Source organism: Shewanella vaxholmensis (genome assembly GCF_031932135.1).
Classification (GTDB): domain Bacteria; phylum Pseudomonadota; class Gammaproteobacteria; order Enterobacterales; family Shewanellaceae; genus Shewanella; species Shewanella hafniensis.
The window spans coordinates 69,198-89,641 of sequence record NZ_JAUOEV010000019.1 but is presented as its reverse complement, the minus strand read 5'-3'; the positions used below and the strand labels follow the sequence as shown (position 1 = coordinate 89,641).

Genomic DNA, 20,444 nt, shown 5'->3' with positions numbered 1-20,444 from the left:
CTCTCCTATGGACGCTGTGATTCGATAAAGCTAGCTAAGCTGGCAACACTGTGAAAATGGGCCTTAGTGGCATCCGAATTAGCCTCGATTTTGACATCAAATTTTTTCTTGATGGCTAAGCCGAGTTCGAGGGCGTCGATTGAATCTAAGCCTAGACCTTCGCCAAAGAGTGGCGCATCGGTTTCAATATCATCAATACTGACGTCTTCAAGATCGAGACAGTCGATGATTAACTGCTTTATTTCATTGTTTAAGTTCATAATTATTTTCGAGTTGTTGTTTATAGTAGTGTTCAAGATCCCGCGTCAGCTGCCGGGCCATTTTTGCATGCTCACCTAAAGCCGCTTGGTACTTCTGGTAAGAAACTGTTGCGCCGATTTCAACGGCCATTCCCATGGTTTGCCTTGGGATCTCATACCAAGGTTGCTCCTTTGTCAAACCACGCACATTGGTACGCAGCACCACAGGTAAAATATCTGCTTCGGCCCTTAAGGCAATGTTGGCTGCGCCGCGGGCAAAGTCGTTAATGGTCGCGCCGACAACCGTGCGTGTGCCCTCGGGGAAGATAATTAAATTGGTGCCCCTCGCGAGCACTTCGCGGCAATCCTCTAGCATAAGTTCGGCGCCGCGATTGGGAATATAACCCGCGCAGGACACGACACCACGCAAAAACGGATTACGCCATAAACCTTGTTTGACTATGCAGCCCGCATTGGGCATGAGGCTTATCAACACGACGACATCCACTAAGCTGGGATGATTGGCGATAACGATAACGCCTTTTGCGTCGTGTAATTGTTGTGCTCTGTGGGTGCTAACGTGGATCACGCCCGCCCAAGTGAGCATGGCGACAAAGCCTTTGAACATCAGATGCACGGCCTTTTGGACTCGAATAATCCGCGCCTCGGGTGTGCCTGGCCAAAAACGCAGCAAAGGCAAAATGGTCAAGGAGCTTAATAAGCCGCCTAAGCCAAAGGCGATATAACAACTCACGCCACCGAGCCAACGTGGCACATAATTCAGCCCTGCGCGGCGAGTTTCCGGCGGGGTATAAGCGGCATTGTGCATTGAATCTTCATGGCTATTGGTAGCGTCATGGCTGTGGGTTGTATCAAACATGCTCTAGCTTCCAATGCCATTGGGATAAGCAGCCTGAAATATTTTGCGTTGTCGCTAGGGCGTGGATAAAAGCGCCATAGGTCAAAGGGTTTAATGCTGTCGACTCACAGATGCGGCTGACAGTGAGCTTGACTGAAGCGGGCGCATCGAAGGGCGCGAGCTGTAAGCCGAGGGCCAAAGGCAATTCAAATTCTTGGGTAAACTCATCGTACACAGGTGGCACAGGATCATCACCGAACACTAACAGCAAGGGTTCTGGCGATTGGTGTAATTGGGCGAAGGCTTCAACCATAGCTTGTGATAGGGTTTCGGTACCTGCTGCAACTGAGGTCGATGGCGCGGTATTGGCTGCCACTATGCCAAAAATGCCACTAGCGGTATTGTGTACCGACTGACTAAAACCTAAGGGCGATAAGGGCTGTTTGGCGATAATGTCTTCGAGCAGTCCTATGGTGCGTTGCAACTCACCATGGCGCGAGGCAAAAATTGAGCGGCAGTTCGCCGGCATATCGCACTGAAAACTCACCTCTAACATCATCTTAGTTAAGCGACTAAAACGGCGGCGCTGCATGGCAGGAAGGTGTTTGAGTGCGGGAGCTGTACTATCAGACTGTGACGTACCGAGATTTAATTCAGCCGAATTCTTGCACCAAGTTTGCCAACTTTGCGGGTGCTGATATTGGGGAGACCAAGCGCCCCAAGAGAGAATGCTGAATGTTAGTTGCACTACTTTGCCTCGACACTAAATTTAAGCTGTCTTAGTTATCCCTAACTAAGTTAGAACATTGATGGATTGTCATACCATAGTGAGGTGTAAACGCGTTTGATGAATGACGCTGGAATGACCTCTACAGCGGGGTCATTCTACACTATGCCCCGCGTTTTTATGAAGCCATTTGCATTGTATGGGTTAATGCAATGGGATCAAGTGCTGCGATTTTCGGCAGTTAGATCGAATTTGTGTAACAAATATCGCAATGGCATTCTCATTCGACAGGCTTTTTTATCCTAGCGATTTACGGTCAAAATGAAAAAGGCGCACCGAGCGCCTTTTGTCTTCACCACGGCAAGGTTTTACTGCGCCAGTTGGTTCTCGAGTTTGCGTAGGGCTACTTTTAGCTTGCGGGTATTTTCTGGCCCCATACGGATCAGCAGTTTTTGCGCGCTGGGTAGTGCCTCTAAGTTAGGGTCAACAAATTGATAGTTAACGCTAATAGAGCTCAGCTCAATCGGATCTTCAATGATAGGCGCCGCGAGCAGTATTTTAATCGCTTGCAGCATTCTGTCGTTGAATTTAGCGTTGCTGTAGCCGAGTTCGGTAAAGGCTTCCTCTAGCATAGGCGTCATTTGCTTATAGGTGACCATTAACGTCTGTTCGTCCATTTTGGCAATCGAGTCAACATAGGCATCGTATCTGTGGAAACCCTCAGGATTTAAATACACTTTGTTGGTGATTTCAGAAACCGAGAAATGCTTCTCTGGGCCTTTGAGTGGACTCACTTTTCGGGTTAATTCGCCCTGAGCTAAGTTATCGACAAACACCACAAATTGGCGCGCGAGATCTTGCTGCACTAATGCAGAACCCAGCACATTGTTATCGATAATGGCGAGGGCTTTTTGTTGTACGAATGCATCACTTTCAGCCAGTGCAGGTACTGGTTCAGCAACCACTTCAGGCTCAGTTACCGCAGGGGCTTCTGTGCTGTTGGTGTTTGTTTCTGTAACGGCAGGCGTCGTCTCAGTGGTTTCTGGTTCTTGCGCACTTTCGAGCGTCATTGGCTCAGATGGCGGTGTTTCAGGCAATACAATTGGCGCGTTAGGGATGAGTTTAGGTGAATCTGAGTCACCGCTGTAGTAATAATATCCTCCGGCAGAAAGTAGCACGACGAGCACTATCGCAAAAAGCGCAAAGCGATTACTGCTAGAAGAAGTCTCTTGAGGTGTTATTCTATCATCTTGATTAACTTGCATTTTACATCCTTCGCTTGAGTGTCAAGGTAACTTGGTGAATACATGCAGCTAACATTAAAGTGCAAGAGCGGACTATTGGAATACCGCTGGTTCATTTTGCAAGTTTCCATGCGCTTGTCTATAGCGCTTAGCTGAACATAAACAATTTATTTTGAGTATCGAGGCAGATGTCACTCCTCGGCCTTTACCCTTTACTGCCTAAGCCTGCACATAGTGCTGCTTGTGCCCGAGCCAACGTAAGATAATCGCATCGACTTTTTCGGGGGTCTGCGCCATCACATGATTTGCCAGTTTTTGAATATGCGGGATCAAGGCTTGATCGCGCACTAAGTCGGCAATTTTCAGCTCGGCCAGTCCCGTTTGCTTAGTGCCAAGCACTTCACCCGGGCCACGAATTTCTAAATCTTTCTGCGCTATGATGAAACCGTCATTACTTTGTCTGAGTACACTCAGTCTTTGAGTGGCGGTATGGCTCAATGGCGCCTTGTAGAGTAACACACAATGACTTGCGATGGCGCCTCGGCCGACTCGTCCGCGTAGTTGGTGTAATTGCGCTAAGCCTAAACGTTCAGGGTTTTCAATGATCATCAGGCTGGCATTAGGCACGTCTACGCCGACTTCAATCACTGTTGTCGCCACCAGAAGATGAATGATGCCCGCCTTAAAATCGGCCATGATTTGTTGTTTCTCAGCGCTCTTCAACCTGCCATGCACTAGGCCAATATTGAGCTCGGGTAGGGCGAGGCGCAGTTCTTCGGCCGTGTCTTCGGCGGCTTGGCATTCGAGCACTTCGGATTCTTCAATTAGAGTACACACCCAATAGGCCTGACGTTTATCTGTGATGACGGCGTTACGCACCCGTTCAAGCACTTCGTTGCGGCGTGAATCGGCAATCGCCACTGTGGTTACTGGAGTTCGTCCCGGCGGCAATTCATCGATAATAGAAGTGTCGAGATCCGCATAGGCTGTCATCGCTAGCGTGCGCGGGATCGGCGTTGCCGTCATGATCAATTGATGCGGATGGAAACCTTGGCTCACGCCCTTTTCCCGCAGACCTAAGCGTTGGTGTACGCCGAATCTGTGCTGCTCATCTATGATAATTAACGCGAGTTTATTAAAGACCACATGCTGCTGAAAGATGGCATGGGTGCCAATCACCATTTGGGCTGCGCCGGATTCAATATCCGCAAGGGATTGCGCTCTTGCCTTGCCTTTAAGTTTACCCGCTAGCCAACCGACTTTAAGCCCGAGTGGTTCAAACCAAGCGGCAAAGTTAGTTGCATGCTGTTCGGCCAATAGCTCTGTTGGCGCCATCATGGCAACTTGATAACCGTTTTCAATCGCTTGCAGCGCAGCCATCGCCGCGACTAAGGTTTTACCTGAGCCCACATCCCCTTGCACTAAGCGCATCATAGGGTGCGGCTTTTCTAAATCTTTGCCTATATCGGCCACCACTCTTTGCTGGGCGCCCGTGGGCTTAAAAGGTAAAGCGGCAAGGAAGGGATTGAGCAATTGCCCCGTGGCATGCATGGTGACAGCAGCGTCTAAATTACTGCGCTGCCTTAGGCGTAGCATGCTGAGATTATGGGCGAGTAATTCTTCCTGCACGAGTCGCTGCTGTGCTGGGTGTTGGCCTAACTCTAAATCGAACTGAGAGATCCCCGCAGGAGGTCGATGCAGCGTCTGCAGCGCTTGTTTAAGGCTGATGTTGTTTGGTTGCAACTGCGGTGGCAGCAGCTCAGTTAAGCCGCCATCTTCCAGTAATACCAAAGCTTGCTCGGTCAGCTTGAGCCAACTCGCCTGTTTTAAGCCCTCAGTTGTGGGATAAATCGGCGTTAGGGTATCGCTCAGGTGAACATCTTCACCGGGATAGACGACTTTGTATTCTGGATGCACTATCTCGGCTTGGTGACCACCACGGCGCACTTCACCGTAGGCTCGGATCATTAAACCATTTTGCATGGCATTACGCTGGGCGACGGAAAAGTTAAAGAAGCGCAGGCTCAAGCTACCCGTATCGTCCCGCACATTGCAGACCAGCATACGCTTGCGGCCTTGGATGATTTGCGTCGATTGGATTTCAGCTTCTATGGTGCCGTAACTGCCGGGCATAAGGGCGGCAATCGGATAGATTTGGGTTCTGTCTTCGTAGCGCAGGGGTAAGTGAAACAGCAGATCTTGTACTGTTGTGATGCCGAGCTTTGCGAGTTTCTCCGCGACCTTTTTGGCGACGCCTTTGAGGTCGGTGATCGGAACAAGATCCAATTGCTGCAAGTCGTTAGCACTCAATCACTGTGAATTTATACATATATTAACAGAGAATAAGCGTAAGGCAATCTCAAGCAGAATGAGGGACTTATTTGCCAGCCTAGTTAACGTCAGTTTGCGGCCCTTAGGTTTCGGCTAAGGCCGCAAAAATTGTCGATATGAACGAAAGAGTAGTTAACCGTGAGCGTGATTACAGCCAGCCCTTTTGTTTGGCGATGCGTGCTGCATCGATTCGGTTGCTAGCATTGAGTTTAGCTATGGCTTCGGAGAGGTAGTTACGCACTGTGCCTTCGGCGATAAAAAGAGTTTCGGCGATGTCGGCGGTGGATTTGCCTTCACTGGCGAGGCGTAGGGCACGGCGCTCTTTATCGTTGAGTGGGTCGACGTCACCAATTGCCATCATGGCCAGTTCAGGATCGATTACCCGTTTACCCGCCATAACTTGTTGAATCGCGTTGACTAAGGTTTCTGAGGGCGCATCTTTTAGTAGAAACCCGCCGACACCGGCTTCGATGGCGCGTTTGATATAGCCCGCGCGGCCGAAGGTAGTAATGACCACAACTTTAGTTTGGCTATGTTGCTCCTTTACCCAAGTTGCCAGCTCAAGGCCTGTGCGCCCGGGCATTTCGATATCTGTTAGCAAGAGATCAAAACTTTGCTGCTTGAGTAGGTTAAGGGCTTCGTCGCCGTCACTCGCTTGGGTGATATTAAAGCCTCCCGCAAGCGTGAGGAGTGCTGCGAGTGCGCCACGCACCATGGCTTGATCTTCCGCCAATAAAATCTTCATTAATCTGTTGCTCCCTGCAAAGGTAAACTGACGGTAAATGCATATCCCTGTTCGAGATTATAGCTCAAGCTGCCGCCTAAGCTGTCAAGACGTTCGCGTATCCCCGTGAGGCCATTGCCTTCAGCGATAGGTTTACTTGTGCCATTATCTTTGACCTCAACGACTAGTCTATCTGCTTGCTGAATAAAGTCGATAATACATTGGCTTGCGCCGCTATGGCGTAAAATATTATTCACTAGTTCAGTGACAATTAATCCCAGCTGGCTCTCCATTCTGGCGGGCAGTTTAGGGATATTGCCTGTCAGCTCGACACTGATCCCTTTTTCCCTCAATAGTTTACACAGTTGTGTCACGCTATCCGCGAGCCCCTTATGTTTGTAGTCAGATACGGTGTGGCGAATTTGGCTGAGGCTCTCGCGGGCGATTTGACCAAGTTCATTAAGCTGGATTGTGGCCAGTTGGTATTCTTGTTTTGCCAGCAGTTTTTCGGCCAGTTCCGCCTTAAGCGCAATCGAAGATAAGCTGTGGCCCATAATGTCGTGTAGATCGCGCGCGATACGCTCACGCTCAAGCATAGTGGCCAAGGTGGTAATTTCTTGGGCACTTTGCTGTTCTTTTAATTTATGCCGATAACGTCTGCGTTCGGCGACACCAAACATACCCACGCCGAGCACTAACCCCGAGCCGTAAAGCGGAAAGTAGTAACTGTTAAAGTGGTAAATCTCATTGAGGGCAAACAGTAGTCCGATGATGGCAGCAAGCGCCAATAGACAGGTCCTTAGAGGGTAAAAAAAGCCAATGAAAAAAGCCGCAAAGGTGAATAGTGAGATAGATCCTGGGTTGATTGGGGTGATCGCTATTGCTATCGCCACCATAATCAGAATGGGCCGATAGGCGCTACGGTTATTGCACTTATAGGTCCAAAAATAGCTGGCAATAAAAGGGATTAACACAGCAAAACTGAGGGCGATTTTCCAGCTTGGATAGGGATTTATGGCTAGAGGGATAAGATAAAACACTAAGTTTATCAAATACACCCAAGCAAGTTTTCGTTCGAGCTGAAGGGGAGTGCTCATCATGATGCCTCTGTGAAACTGTGTTGATTGTTCATAGTTGCCCCTTGAATGCTAAAGGAGGCATCTGCCTTGATTTATTCTGTTTAGGGGTTGGCGCTGGGGTCAGCGCCATCAGTCCCTGTTAACAATGGGATCTAGTTTGCACTTAATTGCTGATTTTGTTGAAGCAAAAATTTTGCCCAACCGTAATCTGCTTGCACTTTGATGGCTTGATGCCAATCTTCAATCGCGCCTTGGGTATCGCCTAATTCCTGTTTAGCGAGTCCGCGCCAGGTATAAGCTTCGGCTTCGCCCCAACAAATGTCGTCGCAAGGTTGGGCGAATCTTTCTATGGCGGTAGTGGCGAGCGTCTTAGCATTTTGCATGCTGCCGCCAAACATAGCTGGGGTGTTATAGGCGGCGATGGCTTTCACCAATGCGACCCGCGGATTGTGAGGTGCTAATTGTTCGGCGTTGGCAATGGCATTGGCTGATTTCATCCCGAGCGTTGCGCCTTTGCTATTGTCTAAAGCGATTTGCATGCCATAAACCGACGATAACAGCGCTAGGGATTCGGCGTCAGCTTGGCTGGTTTCTAAGGCTTCCAGAGCCGTTTGCGCATTGGTCAGAGCACTGCTGGCGAGGGCTTTTTGCCCCATGACATTGGCGCTGATGGCTAAGCGATAGTTCGCATAGGCTTTGTCGTAATCTTGGGTGCTGGCACTCAGTTGTTGCAGCTGCGCTAGGTTCATCGAGTTTGAGGCTGCATCTATGTTAGTGATGTTAGCGTTAGAGGGCGACGCTGCAAACGCGTGGCTGCTGATAAGCGCTAAGCTTGAGACGAGTAGAAATGTTTTCATGGTATTTCCTTATTGAGTGAGTTTCCCAGTGCTTGGGTACGGACTCATTATCAGAAATTCGTTAGGAGAAATGCAGACACAAAGGTCATGGCTTTCGCATGACAAATGTCATTAGTTGAAGGGTGTTAAACTTGTCTTTTTTAAAAAGTGCGAAACTCAGATAGCAAAACACCGGAGAGGCTCCGGTGTTTTAGGTGGATATTACCGCTGAGTGTTATACCAAAGCTTGAGCGCTCGCTTGGTTAATCAGGTAACCCATATAACCTAAATAGGTCAGTAGTAGCACAGAACCTTCGCGGCGGCCGATGCGTAATCCCGTCCATGCAAAAGGCAGAATCACTATGGCTAAGGCTAACATCACCATAAAGTCGAAGGGTTGGAAACCGAGTGACGACACTGGATGCACTATGGCGGTAACACCTAAAATGCCCAAAATATTGAACAGGTTAGAACCCACAACGTTACCGATAGCGATATCGCTTTGACCTTTTAGTGCCGCAATTACTGAGGTCACTAACTCTGGCATACTGGTGCCAATCGCCACGATCGTTAAGCCGATAATGACTTCACTCACGCCGAAGGTTTTTGCTAAATCGACTGCGCCGTTCACAAATAGAATACCGCCGCCAACTAACATGCTAATGCCGACTAGGATGAACAGGCCAGAAAGCAGTGGGTTATTGGGGCCCGCTTCAATTTCTTCCTCATTATTGCTGTTTTTCGAGCTGATATAGCTAAAGGTTAAATATCCAATCAGCAGTGAAAGCAGTACCACACCGTCAATCAGGCTGAGTTCGCCGTCTAACAAGAGTCCCCAGAACAGCATAGAAGCCAAGATCATCAAAGGGATATCGCGCTTCACCACTTGGGATTGCACTTGGATAGGGCGGATTAGCGCCGTGATCGCTAAGATCAAACCTATGTTGGCAATGTTAGAGCCGATAACGTTACCTAAGGCGATACCACTGTTTCCTGCGAGGGCAGATTTGACACTCACAGCCAGTTCTGGTGCGCTAGTACCAAAGGCAACAATAGTTAAGCCTATGATAAGTGGCGTAATACCTAAGCGTAGGGCGATAGCACTCGCGCCACGCACTAGGGCTTCGGCGCCTAAGGTTAAAATAATAAAACCGCCAATAATCGAGAGTGTAATGAGCATCACGGGACTTTGTTAAACCTATATTGAATGAGAAAGTACAAGGGAATCATCCCTTAGCCGACTGGCGCACATGATACGTGGTTTTATCGAAATTTGACAGAATATGTCATAAAAAAGCACGCCGAGGCGTGCTTGATTTGTGCCGATAACCATATTGGCCATCTCTCTGTTTAGTCGAGTTATTTTTGCGTTAACTCATCTTCCCAGCGAACTTGGGCGCCACGAATGCCATCAACTCGTTCGCTAAAGGCTTTTTCAAGCACATGGCGTTTGATCTTAAGCGTCGGCGTCAGCACATCGTTCTCAATCGTCCAAGGATCGTTAACCACGATAATCGCATCGACATGTTCGTGTGACTCTAAGTGCGGATTAACGCTATCGAGTGTCGCTTTGAGTGAGGTGCGGACTTCTTCACGGGCTTGTAGATTTGCCCCTTCGGATAACTGCACTAGTGCGACGGGATGCGGCAGACCAGAACCAATCACGCAGATCAGTTCAACATGGGGATCCTGCGCCAATTTACGTTCGATAGGCACGGGCGCTACATATTTGCCCTTGGCGGTTTTAAAGTTGTCTTTTACACGGCCAGTAATAGTGACACAACCATCGGCATCAATTGAGCACAAATCGCCTGTGTGGAAGAAACCATCAGCATCGAATGCCGCTGCAGTAGCTTCAGGCTGCAGATAATAAGCTGTCATTAATCCCGGGCTCTTGAGCAGTAGCTCACCATCCTCGCCTTGGCGGATCTGGCAATCCTCAACTGGGCGGCCAACAGTACCAATTTTACGCGCATCAAAAGGATAGTTGATGATCGAATAGGCACAGTTTTCTGTCATACCCCAAGCTTCGCAGATATTAAGACCAATACTGTGATACCAGTGGATCAGTGATGGCGGAATTGGCGCCGAGCCAGAGCCGAGTAGACGACAATGGTTCAAGCCTAAACCCTTATGGATTTTGTATTTCACAAAGCTGCTAAGCAGTGGGATTTTCAGCAATAGATTAAGTTTACTGACCCCAATTTTGTCGATAATGTTTTTCTGAAACAGGCTCCATAACCGTGGTACCGAGAAGAATACCGTTGGTTTTGCCCGTTGAACATCGACAACGAAGGAGTCGAGACTTTCAACGAAAGCCACCACACTACCTGAGTAGAAGGATGATCCTTCAATCGCAACGCGCTCAGTGATGTGGGCTAAGGGTAAATAGGATAAAAGTCTATCGTCGCCATCGGTGCGCAGGTCACGGACGACCGCTTGGCAAGTCCAGCCATAGCTGGCGAAGGTTTGAATCGCGCCCTTAGGTTGGCCAGTCGAGCCAGAGGTATAGATGAGTGTCATCACTTGATCTGGAGTAGGCAGCGGGGCGTTAACTAAGGGGTAGCCTAGTTTAAGCAATTGTTCCCATTGATATTGTGCTGGCATCGTATCATAGGGCATGGCAAGGCGTAGTAGCTCGCCGCCGACACCAGCCTCTTGGTCAGCCCAATGGTCAAGCTTGCCGAGAAAAATGGCTTTTGCGCCACTGTGTTGCAACACATAGCGAATGGTATCGGTATTGGCCGTTGGGTAAATCGGCACGCTGACATAGCCGCCGTGCATCAACGCGAGGTCGGTGATAAACCACTCGGCGCAGTTTTTAGAGAGTACGGCAATCTTATCACCGCGCTCTAGGCCTAGATGCTGTAAGGCACCGGCCAGTTGCTGTACTTTTTCTTGCACTTCGGCCCAAGTAAAATCAAGGAATTGACCCTTGATAGGTTGGCGTAAATAGACTTGATCCCCCTGAGTCTTAGCCCAGTGCGCCAGCATTTCAATTGGCGTCTTAATCGCTGTATCCATTGGCAATTCCCTGTTCTTTATTGTTATTTTGGCTGCACCCAGTATGGCGAGTTTTGTGAGCCCGCGCAAATAGTTTACAGGATTGTAAAATATGAGAATGGAGCCCAAAGCCTACAAGCTGAGTATGAAAATAAGATGAAGAGAATAGTAAGCGGAAACGAGGAGGGGGGCGGCAACAAAAAAGGCGCCGCAGCGCCTTTTTGTTGGTTGAAGTGGAATGCCAGAGCTTACAGCTCCATCACGCCATCCATTTCAACTTGAGAATCCTTTGGCAATTGCTTCACGCCGATAGCTGCACGGGCAGGGTATGGCTGGCTGAAGTAACGGCTCATGATTTCATTCACTTTTGCAAAGTGGCTTAAATCAATCAGGAAGATGTTGAGCTTAACGATATCGTTGATTGAACCGCCCGCAGCAGTACAAACTGCCGTTAGGTTTTCAAATACTTGCACGACTTGCGCTTCAAAATCATCGCTGACAATTTGCATTGTGCTTGGCACAAGCGGAATTTGGCCGGATAAATACACTGTGCTGCCGACTTTGACGGCCTGTGAATAAGTGCCGATGGCCGCAGGGGCGTTTTCGGTCGCTATAATGATTTTTTCTGCCATGACGATCTCTCTAATGTTGAGTTAATTAACGATTACGGGACGTACGCAGCACTTCGGGCAGTACCCTAATTCGGCGCATCACGTTGGCTAAATGGATCCTGTCTTTCACCGAAATCCGCAGGTTGATCAAATACACGCGGCCATCTCGTTCCTCTGTGCTGAGGTTGTGAATGTTCGAGCCTTCGGCGGCAATGATCGAGGTGATCTTCGCCAGTGCGCCTTGGTGGTTAACGATTTCGACCCGCAGGTTGGCTTGGTAATCAACGCCTTCGACATTATCCCATTGCACAGGAATGTACTTGTCAGGCTCGCCTTGATAACCACGAATGTTGGCGCAGTTTTCCATGTGCACCACTAAGCCCTTACCTTGGCTCACGTGGGCAATTACGGCATCACCAGGGATTGGGCGGCAACAGTTGGCGAAGGTAACGAGCATACCTTCGGCGCCACGAATTGGCATCATGTGGCCGTCGCGGCTTTCTTGATTCTCAAGATTATCGCCAATCAAACGCTGGGCGATAACGATGCTCATGGCATTGCCAAGGCCGATATCGGCGAGCAGTGAATCGAGCGTGGTATGTTTAGTATCGCGAATGACTTTTTCAATCTGCTCAGGCGGAATACTGTCGAGCTTAGTCTTGCCGAGCGCATGGTTGAGCAGGCGGCGACCGAGCGCAATCGCGTCATCACCCTTAAGGCTTTTAAGCACTTGGCGGATTTTGGCGCGGGCCTTACCTGTTACCACAAAGTTCAGCCAAGCGGCATTCGGACGTGCGCCTTTAGCGGTAATGATTTCAACGGTTTGGCCTGAAATTAACGGCTGGCTGAGCGGATACGCTTGGCGGTTAACGCGGGCACCGACGCAGGTATTCCCCACATCTGTATGCACTTCGTAGGCAAAGTCTACCGCGGTGGCATTCACGGGTAATTCCAGAATGCGACCTTCAGGGGTGAACACATAAATCTCTTCTGGGAAGAGTTCCGTCTTCACGTTTTCAACGAATTCGAATGAGGTGCTGGCGCTTTGTTGTAATTCCAACAAGCTTTGCATCCACTTACGGGCACGCACTTGAGTCGTCGTGCCTTGGCCTGTTTGCGCACCGCCTTTGTAGGCCCAGTGTGCAGCAACCCCTTTGTCGGCCATCTGGTCCATATCTTCGGTACGAATTTGGATCTCAACGGGCACGCCGTGTGGACCAAACAAAGAGGTATGAAGTGACTGATAGCCGTTGGCTTTAGGGATAGCGATATAATCTTTGAAACGACCGGGGCGAGGTTTATACAGTCCGTGCATGGCGCCGAGTACGCGATAACAAGTGTCGATGGAATCGACTATCACCCTAAAGGCGTAGATATCCATCACTTCTTGGAATTGCAGCTCTTTACTCTGCATCTTGTTATAGATGGAGTAGAGGTTTTTCTCGCGGCCTTTAACTTTTCCTGGAATACCCGCATCGTTTAAGCGCGTATAAACAGCGGCTTCAATGCCTTGGATCAATTCTTTACGATTGCCACGGGCAGCTTTAACGACTTCTTTAAGCACCCGATATCGCATGGGGTAATACGCTTGGAAACCTAAGTCTTCTAACTCTGTCTTGATGTTATGGATACCGAGACGGTTAGCGATGGGCGCGTAGATTTCTAAGGTTTCACGGGCGATACGGCGACGTTTGTCGGGACGTAGGGCGCCTAAGGTACGCATATTGTGGGTTCTATCGGCAAGCTTGATGAGGATAACGCGGATATCCTGCGTCATCGCCATCATCATTTTACGGAAGTTTTCAGCCTGAGCTTCTTTCTTGTCGCGAAATTTTAGCTTATCGAGTTTTGACACGCCTTCGACGAGCTCGGCCACCGCGACACCGAATAGTTCGGCTAAATCGTCTTTGGTGACATGAGTATCTTCGATAGTGTCGTGTAGCAGTGCTGCCATCAGCGTCTCATGATCAAGACGCATGTCAGCAAGGATGCGGGCAACCGCAACCGGATGAGTAATATAAGGTTCGCCACTCGTGCGCATTTGCCCTTCGTGGGCATCACGCGCAATCTGGTACGCCTGCTTGAGCAATTCTACCTGTTCGGGTTCTAAGTAACCGGAAGCAGACTCCTTTAGACCTTCAAACAGATACAAGTGGCAGCTCTCCTTTTACCTAAACAGGTGTTTACTCAATAACGCTTATAATGAACGGCCTTCAGCAATGGCTGAAACCGCTGCAATTTCAGCGGCTTCACGTTCACGTACCGTTTGACGCTCATCGGCATCTAAGGTGTGAGCGTTAACTAAACCTAGTTCGATTTCACGCAGGGCGATAACCGTTGGTTTGTCGTTCATCTCTTCAACCATAGGGTCTTTACCCTGCACGGCGATTTGGCGAGCACGACGCGCCGCAACCAAGATCATATCAAAACGGTTGCCGATTTGTTCTACGGCGTCTTCTACAGTTACGCGAGCCATGTGTTGAAACTCCAGTTTATCTAGGGAAAAAATGACGCAAAATTGTACACTATGACAGCTATCCTGCCAACAGATCGTGAAGCATATCATTTTGCGCGTGGATCTGACTAGCACCTGTTAAGCGCTGACTGCGAATGATGGCACGCAAATCGGCTAAGGCAGTGTCAAAATCGTCGTTGACGATAATAAAATCATATTCTTTATAGTGGGACATTTCCGATACGGCTTGTGCCATACGGCTGGCGATCACATCGCTACTGTCTTGTCCACGGCCGGTGAGGCGGCGTTCTAGCTCGGCTTTCGAGGGTGGCAGAATAAACACACCAACGGCATCGGGCATCACGGCTTTCACTTGCTCGGCACCTTGCCAGTCGATATCGAGGAAAACATCGATACCTTGGGTGAGCGTATGTTCAATCACATGGCGCGAGGTACCATAGTAATTGCCGAACACTTCTGCCCATTCAAAAAAGGCATTTTCAGCAATTAAGGCTTTGAATTGCTCAACATTAACGAAGTGATAGTGTTGACCATCGACTTCACCTGGGCGTGGCGCGCGGGTGGTGTGTGATACCGAAACCTGCATGTCAGCGGGCTTGTCTTTAAGCAAGGCCGAGATCAGCGAGGATTTACCTGCGCCACTTGGCGCCGACACAATAAATAAATTTCCGCGTGCGGTCATGAGCTAAATATCCAATTGGTTAACGCAAGAAGGGCCCAGAAAGCCGAGCATTATACCGATTTTGACCATAGAAATACTAGGGCTAGAAGGCCAGCAATTTAAGCCTATTTTAGATTTACTTCGATATTATGCGCATTTTTATCCGACTAGGGTCGTAGGCACTGACAATTGCGGGTAAATTGGTTACGCTCGTGCGAATAAGGCAATGAGTGTCTTTTTGTATCTCGTTTTTACAACAATAAAGGAAGGGTCGTGCTGTTAAAATCTCTTTTCTGCCTTCACGGGCGTGATTCTCGTCCCCGCTTTGTCGCAATCAGTGTTGGCGTTTACGTCTGTATTGCACTTGCCGCCGCTGCTTTTGGGGCTAATTTCCTGATGTATTTACTGGCATTGTTGGGCTTACCTTTATTAGGGCTCGCCAGTTTGCGTCGTTTGGCTGATGCCGATAAATCAAAAGGCTTGATTGGCGTATTCCTATTACCATTATTTATTTTCATCGGGCTGTTAACGGCCGATGTGCATATTGCCTTGATCGGCTTGAGTTTAGTGTTAGCCGCTGGACTGACGTTTTGGGGCTGGCGTTTACCGGCACCAACCATAGTCGATTATCGCTACGGTTATTTTGGCCCTGAGCTGGATGCGCCCACATCACAAGCTATGCCTAGGCGCCGTGTGGAGCCGACGATCGTTCCAAAGGCGGCGGCTAAAGAGATAGAAACTCAAGATGTTGCCGCAAGACAGGCAGCCAAATCGACCGCCCATATTCAAGCGCAGCCTCAAGTTGAACGACATGAGCCGCATGTTGAGCAGTCGCATGCACAGGCCATTAGCGCCGCAACGGCCTCTGAGCCTGAGGTGGATTTATCTGCCCATGTTGAACCCATTGCCCCTGAACCAATAGTCGCTAAATCAACAGTTGCAGAACCTATTGTCGCCTCGACTATGAGCGCGGCGGATGCCGAGCTTGAGGCCCAGCGCCAAGATGAACTGCGTTTTGATGCCCTAACTCGGATGACGCAAAATCCTGCCGATTTTGTGGTGCCCGACAGTCATGCGGATTTTCGCCCCGCTAACGCCAGTCGTATTGAACAGACCAACATTGATTTAGTCGACGTTGATGTCGCCAATGTAGATTTAAAACATGTCGACTTTAACGCGGCCCAATTAGATCCTGCCGAACGTAGTACAGAACCCGGTTGGCGTTTTGCCGCCGAAGAAGATGACGAACTAGATAGCTTTAACGATCGAGATCATGCCGAAGAAGTACGTCAACGCCGCGCCGAAGCGAAAGATTCTGGCTCGATGACCGAGCTGTTTCGCGGTTTGTTCGAGTTTTTAGCGCCGCTAAAGCGGTTCTTCGTACTACCTAAGATTAAGCTGCCTAAACTGGAACGCCGTTATTGGCGTCCTGCGGGGATAGGTTGTGGTGTTGTGGTCGTGCTCGCCTTAGTGTGGGGCCTTTGGCCAAATGGCGATGCTGAGACAGGCGACGGCGCAGAAGTGGTAACGGTTAACGCGATTGCACCCTATGCGGGTGAGCGGGTGACGCTCGCGCTACCGGACGGCTTTTCTGTGGCGCTGGAGGATGACATCTTGATCATGCGTTGGCTCGGTGAGAAAGGTAAAGCGCAAAACCTGTGGTCCTTAGCGACGGCAAAGGGCGATAAAACCTGTAGCCTGTTGTCCTTTAACAATGGCACTGACTATCGCCCTGTGACTGTGGATTTGAAAGCCGACTCAGCAACCGAGGCGCGATTCACCCCGCTCGACACCCAAGCCATCATAGTGGACCTTGCGCGCCGTGGCAGTATCAGCCTATGTGGTTATAAGTTCAGCCTTAAGGGCAGCCAAGCGATATTGGAACAGAATCGCACTTTTGGTGATTACATCGCGCGTTAATTAAGTTTGCAAGTTAGGCCTGCAACTTAAGTTGATAAAATTTCTGCTTAAATGCTAGTCACAATTAGAGGGGTAGATTACACTTTTGCTCCTCTTTTTCTCAAACCGCGTTTTAAATGCGCTATGCCTTGGTATTAGGCGCGGCGGTTTGGGGGAAACATCTTTAAATTTGAACTGAATATATCAATCCAGCATGAATACAGAATTGACCTTAGTCATTATGGCTGCAGGGCTAGGTAGTCGTTTCGGCGGCGATAAGCAATTGGCAGCGCTCGGTCCCGCTGGCGAACCCATGTTGGTGTTATCGATCATGTCGGCTATTCGCAGTGGCTTTCAGCGTGCTGTGCTGGTGATCCGCCCCGAGTTAGAAACTGAATTAACTGAGATACTGACACGGTTTTTGCCCACCGATTTTGTTTATCATTTTTGCTATCAAGACCTAACAGATTTACCCGAAGCGGCGCAGCTGGCTGATCTTAGCCACAGGCTAAAACCTTGGGGCACGGCCCATGCACTGTGGAGTGCGCGCCATCTCGTTAAAGGGCCAATGGCCGTTATCAATGCCGATGATTTTTATGGTGATAGCGCTTTTGCCTCGTTAGCCAAAGGCTTAAGCATGAGACCGACAGAGTGGATGATGGTGGCCTATCCCATAGAACTCACATTGTCGGAGCACGGCGGTGTTAACCGGGGTCTGTGTCAGGTTGAAAATGGTCAGCTTAAATCGGTCGCCGAGTGGCTTAATATCGCCGAGCAAGCAGGCGAATTGGTGGGTGATGGCCCACAGGGACATGCGAGTTTGCCGCCCGAGTCCTTGGTCTCTATGACTTGCTGGGGCTTCTCCCCAAGCATATTTGATGTTATTAAACGTGAATTAACCGAATTTATCGGGCAACAAGGTCAACTACCTAAGTCTGAATGTTACTTACCCGCCATAGTACAAGCGGGCATTGAGCAAGGTTTGCCTGTCTATGTCGATGTTGCCTGTGAGCCTTGGCTCGGCGTGACTTATCCGCAGGACACTGTCTGGGTAAAACAAAAATTAACGGAGTTATTGAGTGATTAAACTCATCAGGCAGTCAGTGTTGCCTCATTTTGGTATTGAAGCCGCCGAGGCAAAAATTTCTGCCCTCGGTAATGGCCACATTAATGACACCCTTTTGGTGCGCTGGCCTGCGGGCGAATTAGTATTGCAGCGAATTAATACTGAGGTATTTAAAACGCCCAACGCTTTGGTTAGCAATGCCGATAAAATTAGCCATCATTTATGCGCTAAGTCGTTGCAGCAACAATACGGCCTGAAAGTCGTTAGCCCTTGTTTAACCCAAGAGGGTGAATTGGCTATCGATTTAGGCGAACAAGGATTTTGGCGCGCGATCAGTTACTTGCCCCATAGTCTCAGCATTGAAGTGGTTAAGTCGGAACAAGAAGCGGAAATGGCGGCCAAGGCTTTTGGTCATTTTGCTTCAGCCTTGAGTGACTTTGATGCGACTCAGCTCGAAGATGTGATCCCCCAGTTTCACCACTTACCGGGACGCATGGCCTTGTTACAACAGGCCGCCGAGCTCGATAGCCAACACCGTTTAGATCTCTGCCGTCATTGGGTTGATTACGCGTTATCTCAGCAGGCATTGTTGGATGAACTCGCGGAAATATCGCCAAAGCTGCCGCTGCGAATTTGTCATAACGACACTAAAATCAATAATATGCTTTTCGATAAACGCGATATGTCCAGCATGGCGATTATCGATTTAGATACCTGCATGAAAGGTCATCTGATGTATGACTTTGGCGACATGGTTCGCACCTTCTGCTCGCCAGAGGAAGAAGACTCAACGGCCTTGGATAAAGTCGAAGTGCGACAAGATATCTTCGCTGCGATTTGCCGTGGCTACTTGAGCGAGTTGGGCGATGTCTTAACAGAAGACGAAAAACGTAGTCTGTGGCTCGGTGCGCGGGTGATTTGTTTGATGATAGGCGTGCGTTTTTTAACGGATTATCTTAACGGTGATGTGTATTTCCATATTCACCGCGAAGGCCACAATCTGGACCGCGCCGCCAATCAGTTTACCCTGTACCAAAGCTTGCTCGACCAAGAGACGGTACTTAAAGCCCATTTCTAAGTCAGGATATGGATTTTTGTGATTGCGCCAGTTTATAGTTCCAATGCACTGATAAACAAAACGCCCAAGGCTTTGCTTTGGGCGTTTTGCTTTAATACGATTGTTATAAGTTCTAGGCAGATGGCATTTCATCCGACATAATCGAGCAATCATTAATCCCTTAATATTATATGGATTTGTGCTTGGTATGGATTCATCTGTGGCGCAGCCGTTAGTCACTTGTTCACGGCGCAGCGAACGTAACTCTTGGTTAAGATGTACCCTGCGTCGCTCGCAGCAGGAGGCGGTTGCCTCGTCTATGATGACGGCGACCAGCGATAACTTCTTCAATGCCTACGCTATTTTTCTCGGTGCCAGCCTAGCGCAGATGGGCTTTGTCACGGGATTACCTCAGCTTTTTGGCGCTATCTCCCAGCTTTTATCTGTCTGGCTCGCTAGCCATTTCTCCCGCCGAACTTTTATTGTTTTTTGTGCGGCCTTTCAGGCCTGTGTTGTGCTGGCGATGGGCGCGTTAGCCGCTTTTGGCCCTGAACATGCGGTGTGGATCTTTATCGCTTTAGCTGTTGGTTACCATGGCTTTATTAATCTAATTCAACCCCATTGGCGGGCGTGGATGGGCTCTATTGTTCCCGAACGGCGCCGTGGCACTTTTTTCGCCGCGCGCACTCGGCTCACTATGGGCGCATCTTTGAGTGTGTTCTTTATTGGCGGCGGCATACTCACCTTAACCGACTCGATGCAGATGGCGTGGCTGGGCTTTAGTCTGTTGTTTTCTATCGCGGCGATGGGGCGGTTTGTGTCGGCTTGGTTACTGCTGCAGATGCACGATCCCGATCCGCGCGAGCCCAAACAGCGCGGCGTATTTTTGCAGACGATTGGTCATTTTCGTGAGGCGTGGAAGGATAAAACTTTTCGTCAGTACAGTTTGTTTGTCGCCAGTATGCAGGGCATGGTGGCGATCTCGGCACCATTTTTTGCCGTTTATATGTTGGAAGGCTTGAAGTTTACTTATCTCGAATTTGTGTTCGCCAGTGTGGCTTCGATAGCGACTCAATTTGTCACCCTGCGATTTTGGGGCCGCTTTAGCGACCAATTCGGCAATCGATTAGTGATGATCATCACCAGTTGTATGATCCCAAGCTTGCCGCTGATGTGGCTATTCTCGGATAACTATCTGTATATATTAGCAATCCAAGCTTTCTCTGGCTTGGCGTGGAGCGGCTTCACCTTAAGCACGGCAAATTACCTTTATGATATCCGACCCTTTCGCAGTGACTTTGCGACCTACGCCGCTTTGCAAGCAGCCTTGAGTGCGGCCTGTGTATTTGTTGGCGCGATATTGGGCGGCACGATTGCCTCCCATGCGGCGGATTTTTTAGTTTGGTCGGGTTGGAATAGCGTGTTATCTAGCCCTATCTTCGTGGTGTTTTTAGTCTCGACCGTACTGCGAGCCTTAGTGACACTCTGGTTTATTCCGCGCTCGGTCGAACCTAAAGTGCGTCCAAGGCCGCAGCTACTGCAACTTATTTTCCGTATCCGCGGCTTTAATGCCATTTCGGGCGTGAGCCTCGATTGGCTCACTGTGGTAAAACGCCGCAAGCAATAGGGCGT

At 49.3% G+C, this 20,444-nt stretch carries 18 protein-coding genes; 4 read left to right on the top strand and 14 right to left on the bottom strand.

The window, feature by feature from the left end; genetic code table 11:
* Positions 1–5: 5 nt before the first annotated feature.
* The 14 genes from Q4Q46_RS15980 to gmk form a co-directional block, all read right to left on the bottom strand.
* Complete coding sequence (locus Q4Q46_RS15980; RefSeq protein ID WP_006079824.1) at positions 6–260, bottom strand: phosphopantetheine-binding protein; 255 nt, start codon at positions 258–260, stop codon at positions 6–8.
* On the bottom strand, positions 244–1,119 hold the full coding sequence (locus tag Q4Q46_RS15975) for a lysophospholipid acyltransferase family protein (RefSeq protein WP_286993935.1): 876 nt from the start codon (positions 1,117–1,119) through the stop codon (positions 244–246). The genes Q4Q46_RS15980 and Q4Q46_RS15975 overlap by 17 nt, the downstream gene beginning before the upstream one ends.
* Positions 1,112–1,846, bottom strand: coding sequence for a beta-ketoacyl synthase chain length factor (locus Q4Q46_RS15970; RefSeq protein ID WP_106648361.1), 735 nt, complete (start codon positions 1,844–1,846; stop codon positions 1,112–1,114). Before Q4Q46_RS15970 ends, Q4Q46_RS15975 begins: the two co-directional genes overlap by 8 nt.
* Before the next feature lie 347 nt (positions 1,847–2,193).
* Positions 2,194–3,090, bottom strand: coding sequence for a DUF3014 domain-containing protein (locus tag Q4Q46_RS15965; protein ID WP_311906445.1), 897 nt, complete (start codon positions 3,088–3,090; stop codon positions 2,194–2,196).
* Positions 3,091–3,288: 198 nt separating this feature from the next.
* Entirely contained in the window at positions 3,289–5,364 is a 2,076-nt protein-coding gene (gene recG / locus Q4Q46_RS15960; protein WP_311906444.1) for an ATP-dependent DNA helicase RecG, read from the bottom strand.
* Positions 5,365–5,548: 184 nt separating this feature from the next.
* Positions 5,549–6,145 (bottom strand): response regulator transcription factor, encoded by a 597-nt coding sequence (locus tag Q4Q46_RS15955; protein WP_311906443.1) that lies wholly within the window; start codon positions 6,143–6,145, stop codon positions 5,549–5,551.
* A complete protein-coding gene (locus Q4Q46_RS15950; protein ID WP_311906442.1) occupies positions 6,145–7,224 on the bottom strand; it encodes a sensor histidine kinase in 1,080 nt (359 codons plus the stop codon). Before Q4Q46_RS15950 ends, Q4Q46_RS15955 begins: the two co-directional genes overlap by 1 nt.
* 131 nt (positions 7,225–7,355) lie before the next feature.
* Positions 7,356–8,060 (bottom strand): hypothetical protein, encoded by a 705-nt coding sequence (locus Q4Q46_RS15945; protein WP_311906441.1) that lies wholly within the window; start codon positions 8,058–8,060, stop codon positions 7,356–7,358.
* Positions 8,061–8,274: 214 nt separating this feature from the next.
* Complete coding sequence (locus tag Q4Q46_RS15940) at positions 8,275–9,219, bottom strand: calcium/sodium antiporter (RefSeq protein WP_311906440.1); 945 nt, start codon at positions 9,217–9,219, stop codon at positions 8,275–8,277.
* Positions 9,220–9,398: 179 nt separating this feature from the next.
* Positions 9,399–11,063, bottom strand: a complete 1,665-nt coding sequence (locus Q4Q46_RS15935; protein ID WP_311906439.1) for an AMP-binding protein — start codon at positions 11,061–11,063, stop codon at positions 9,399–9,401.
* Positions 11,064–11,290: 227 nt separating this feature from the next.
* Positions 11,291–11,674, bottom strand: a complete 384-nt coding sequence (gene ridA, locus Q4Q46_RS15930) for a deaminase RidA (protein ID WP_006079838.1) — start codon at positions 11,672–11,674, stop codon at positions 11,291–11,293.
* A 25-nt stretch (positions 11,675–11,699) separates the two neighbouring features.
* A complete protein-coding gene (spoT, locus tag Q4Q46_RS15925) occupies positions 11,700–13,805 on the bottom strand; it encodes a bifunctional GTP diphosphokinase/guanosine-3',5'-bis pyrophosphate 3'-pyrophosphohydrolase (RefSeq protein WP_006079840.1) in 2,106 nt (701 codons plus the stop codon).
* 45 nt (positions 13,806–13,850) lie between these two features.
* Positions 13,851–14,129, bottom strand: a complete 279-nt coding sequence (gene rpoZ, locus Q4Q46_RS15920; RefSeq protein ID WP_006079841.1) for a DNA-directed RNA polymerase subunit omega — start codon at positions 14,127–14,129, stop codon at positions 13,851–13,853.
* A gap of 58 nt (positions 14,130–14,187) precedes the next feature.
* Positions 14,188–14,811, bottom strand: a complete 624-nt coding sequence (gene gmk, locus Q4Q46_RS15915; protein ID WP_106648352.1) for a guanylate kinase — start codon at positions 14,809–14,811, stop codon at positions 14,188–14,190.
* Between the two features lie 252 nt (positions 14,812–15,063).
* On the opposite strand from gmk, the gene Q4Q46_RS15910 reads away from it, so the two are divergent.
* From Q4Q46_RS15910 to Q4Q46_RS15895, 4 genes are all read left to right on the top strand, one after another.
* Entirely contained in the window at positions 15,064–16,710 is a 1,647-nt protein-coding gene (locus Q4Q46_RS15910) for a hypothetical protein (protein ID WP_311906438.1), read from the top strand.
* 193 nt (positions 16,711–16,903) lie between these two features.
* Positions 16,904–17,776: a nucleotidyltransferase family protein gene (locus Q4Q46_RS15905; RefSeq protein ID WP_259506333.1), complete on the top strand. Its 873-nt coding sequence runs from the start codon at positions 16,904–16,906 to the stop codon at positions 17,774–17,776.
* Positions 17,769–18,833 (top strand): phosphotransferase enzyme family protein, encoded by a 1,065-nt coding sequence (locus Q4Q46_RS15900; protein WP_259506334.1) that lies wholly within the window; start codon positions 17,769–17,771, stop codon positions 18,831–18,833. The genes Q4Q46_RS15905 and Q4Q46_RS15900 overlap by 8 nt, the downstream gene beginning before the upstream one ends.
* 187 nt (positions 18,834–19,020) lie before the next feature.
* A complete protein-coding gene (locus tag Q4Q46_RS15895) occupies positions 19,021–20,439 on the top strand; it encodes an MFS transporter (protein ID WP_371833784.1) in 1,419 nt (472 codons plus the stop codon).
* The last annotated feature ends 5 nt before the right edge of the window (positions 20,440–20,444 follow it).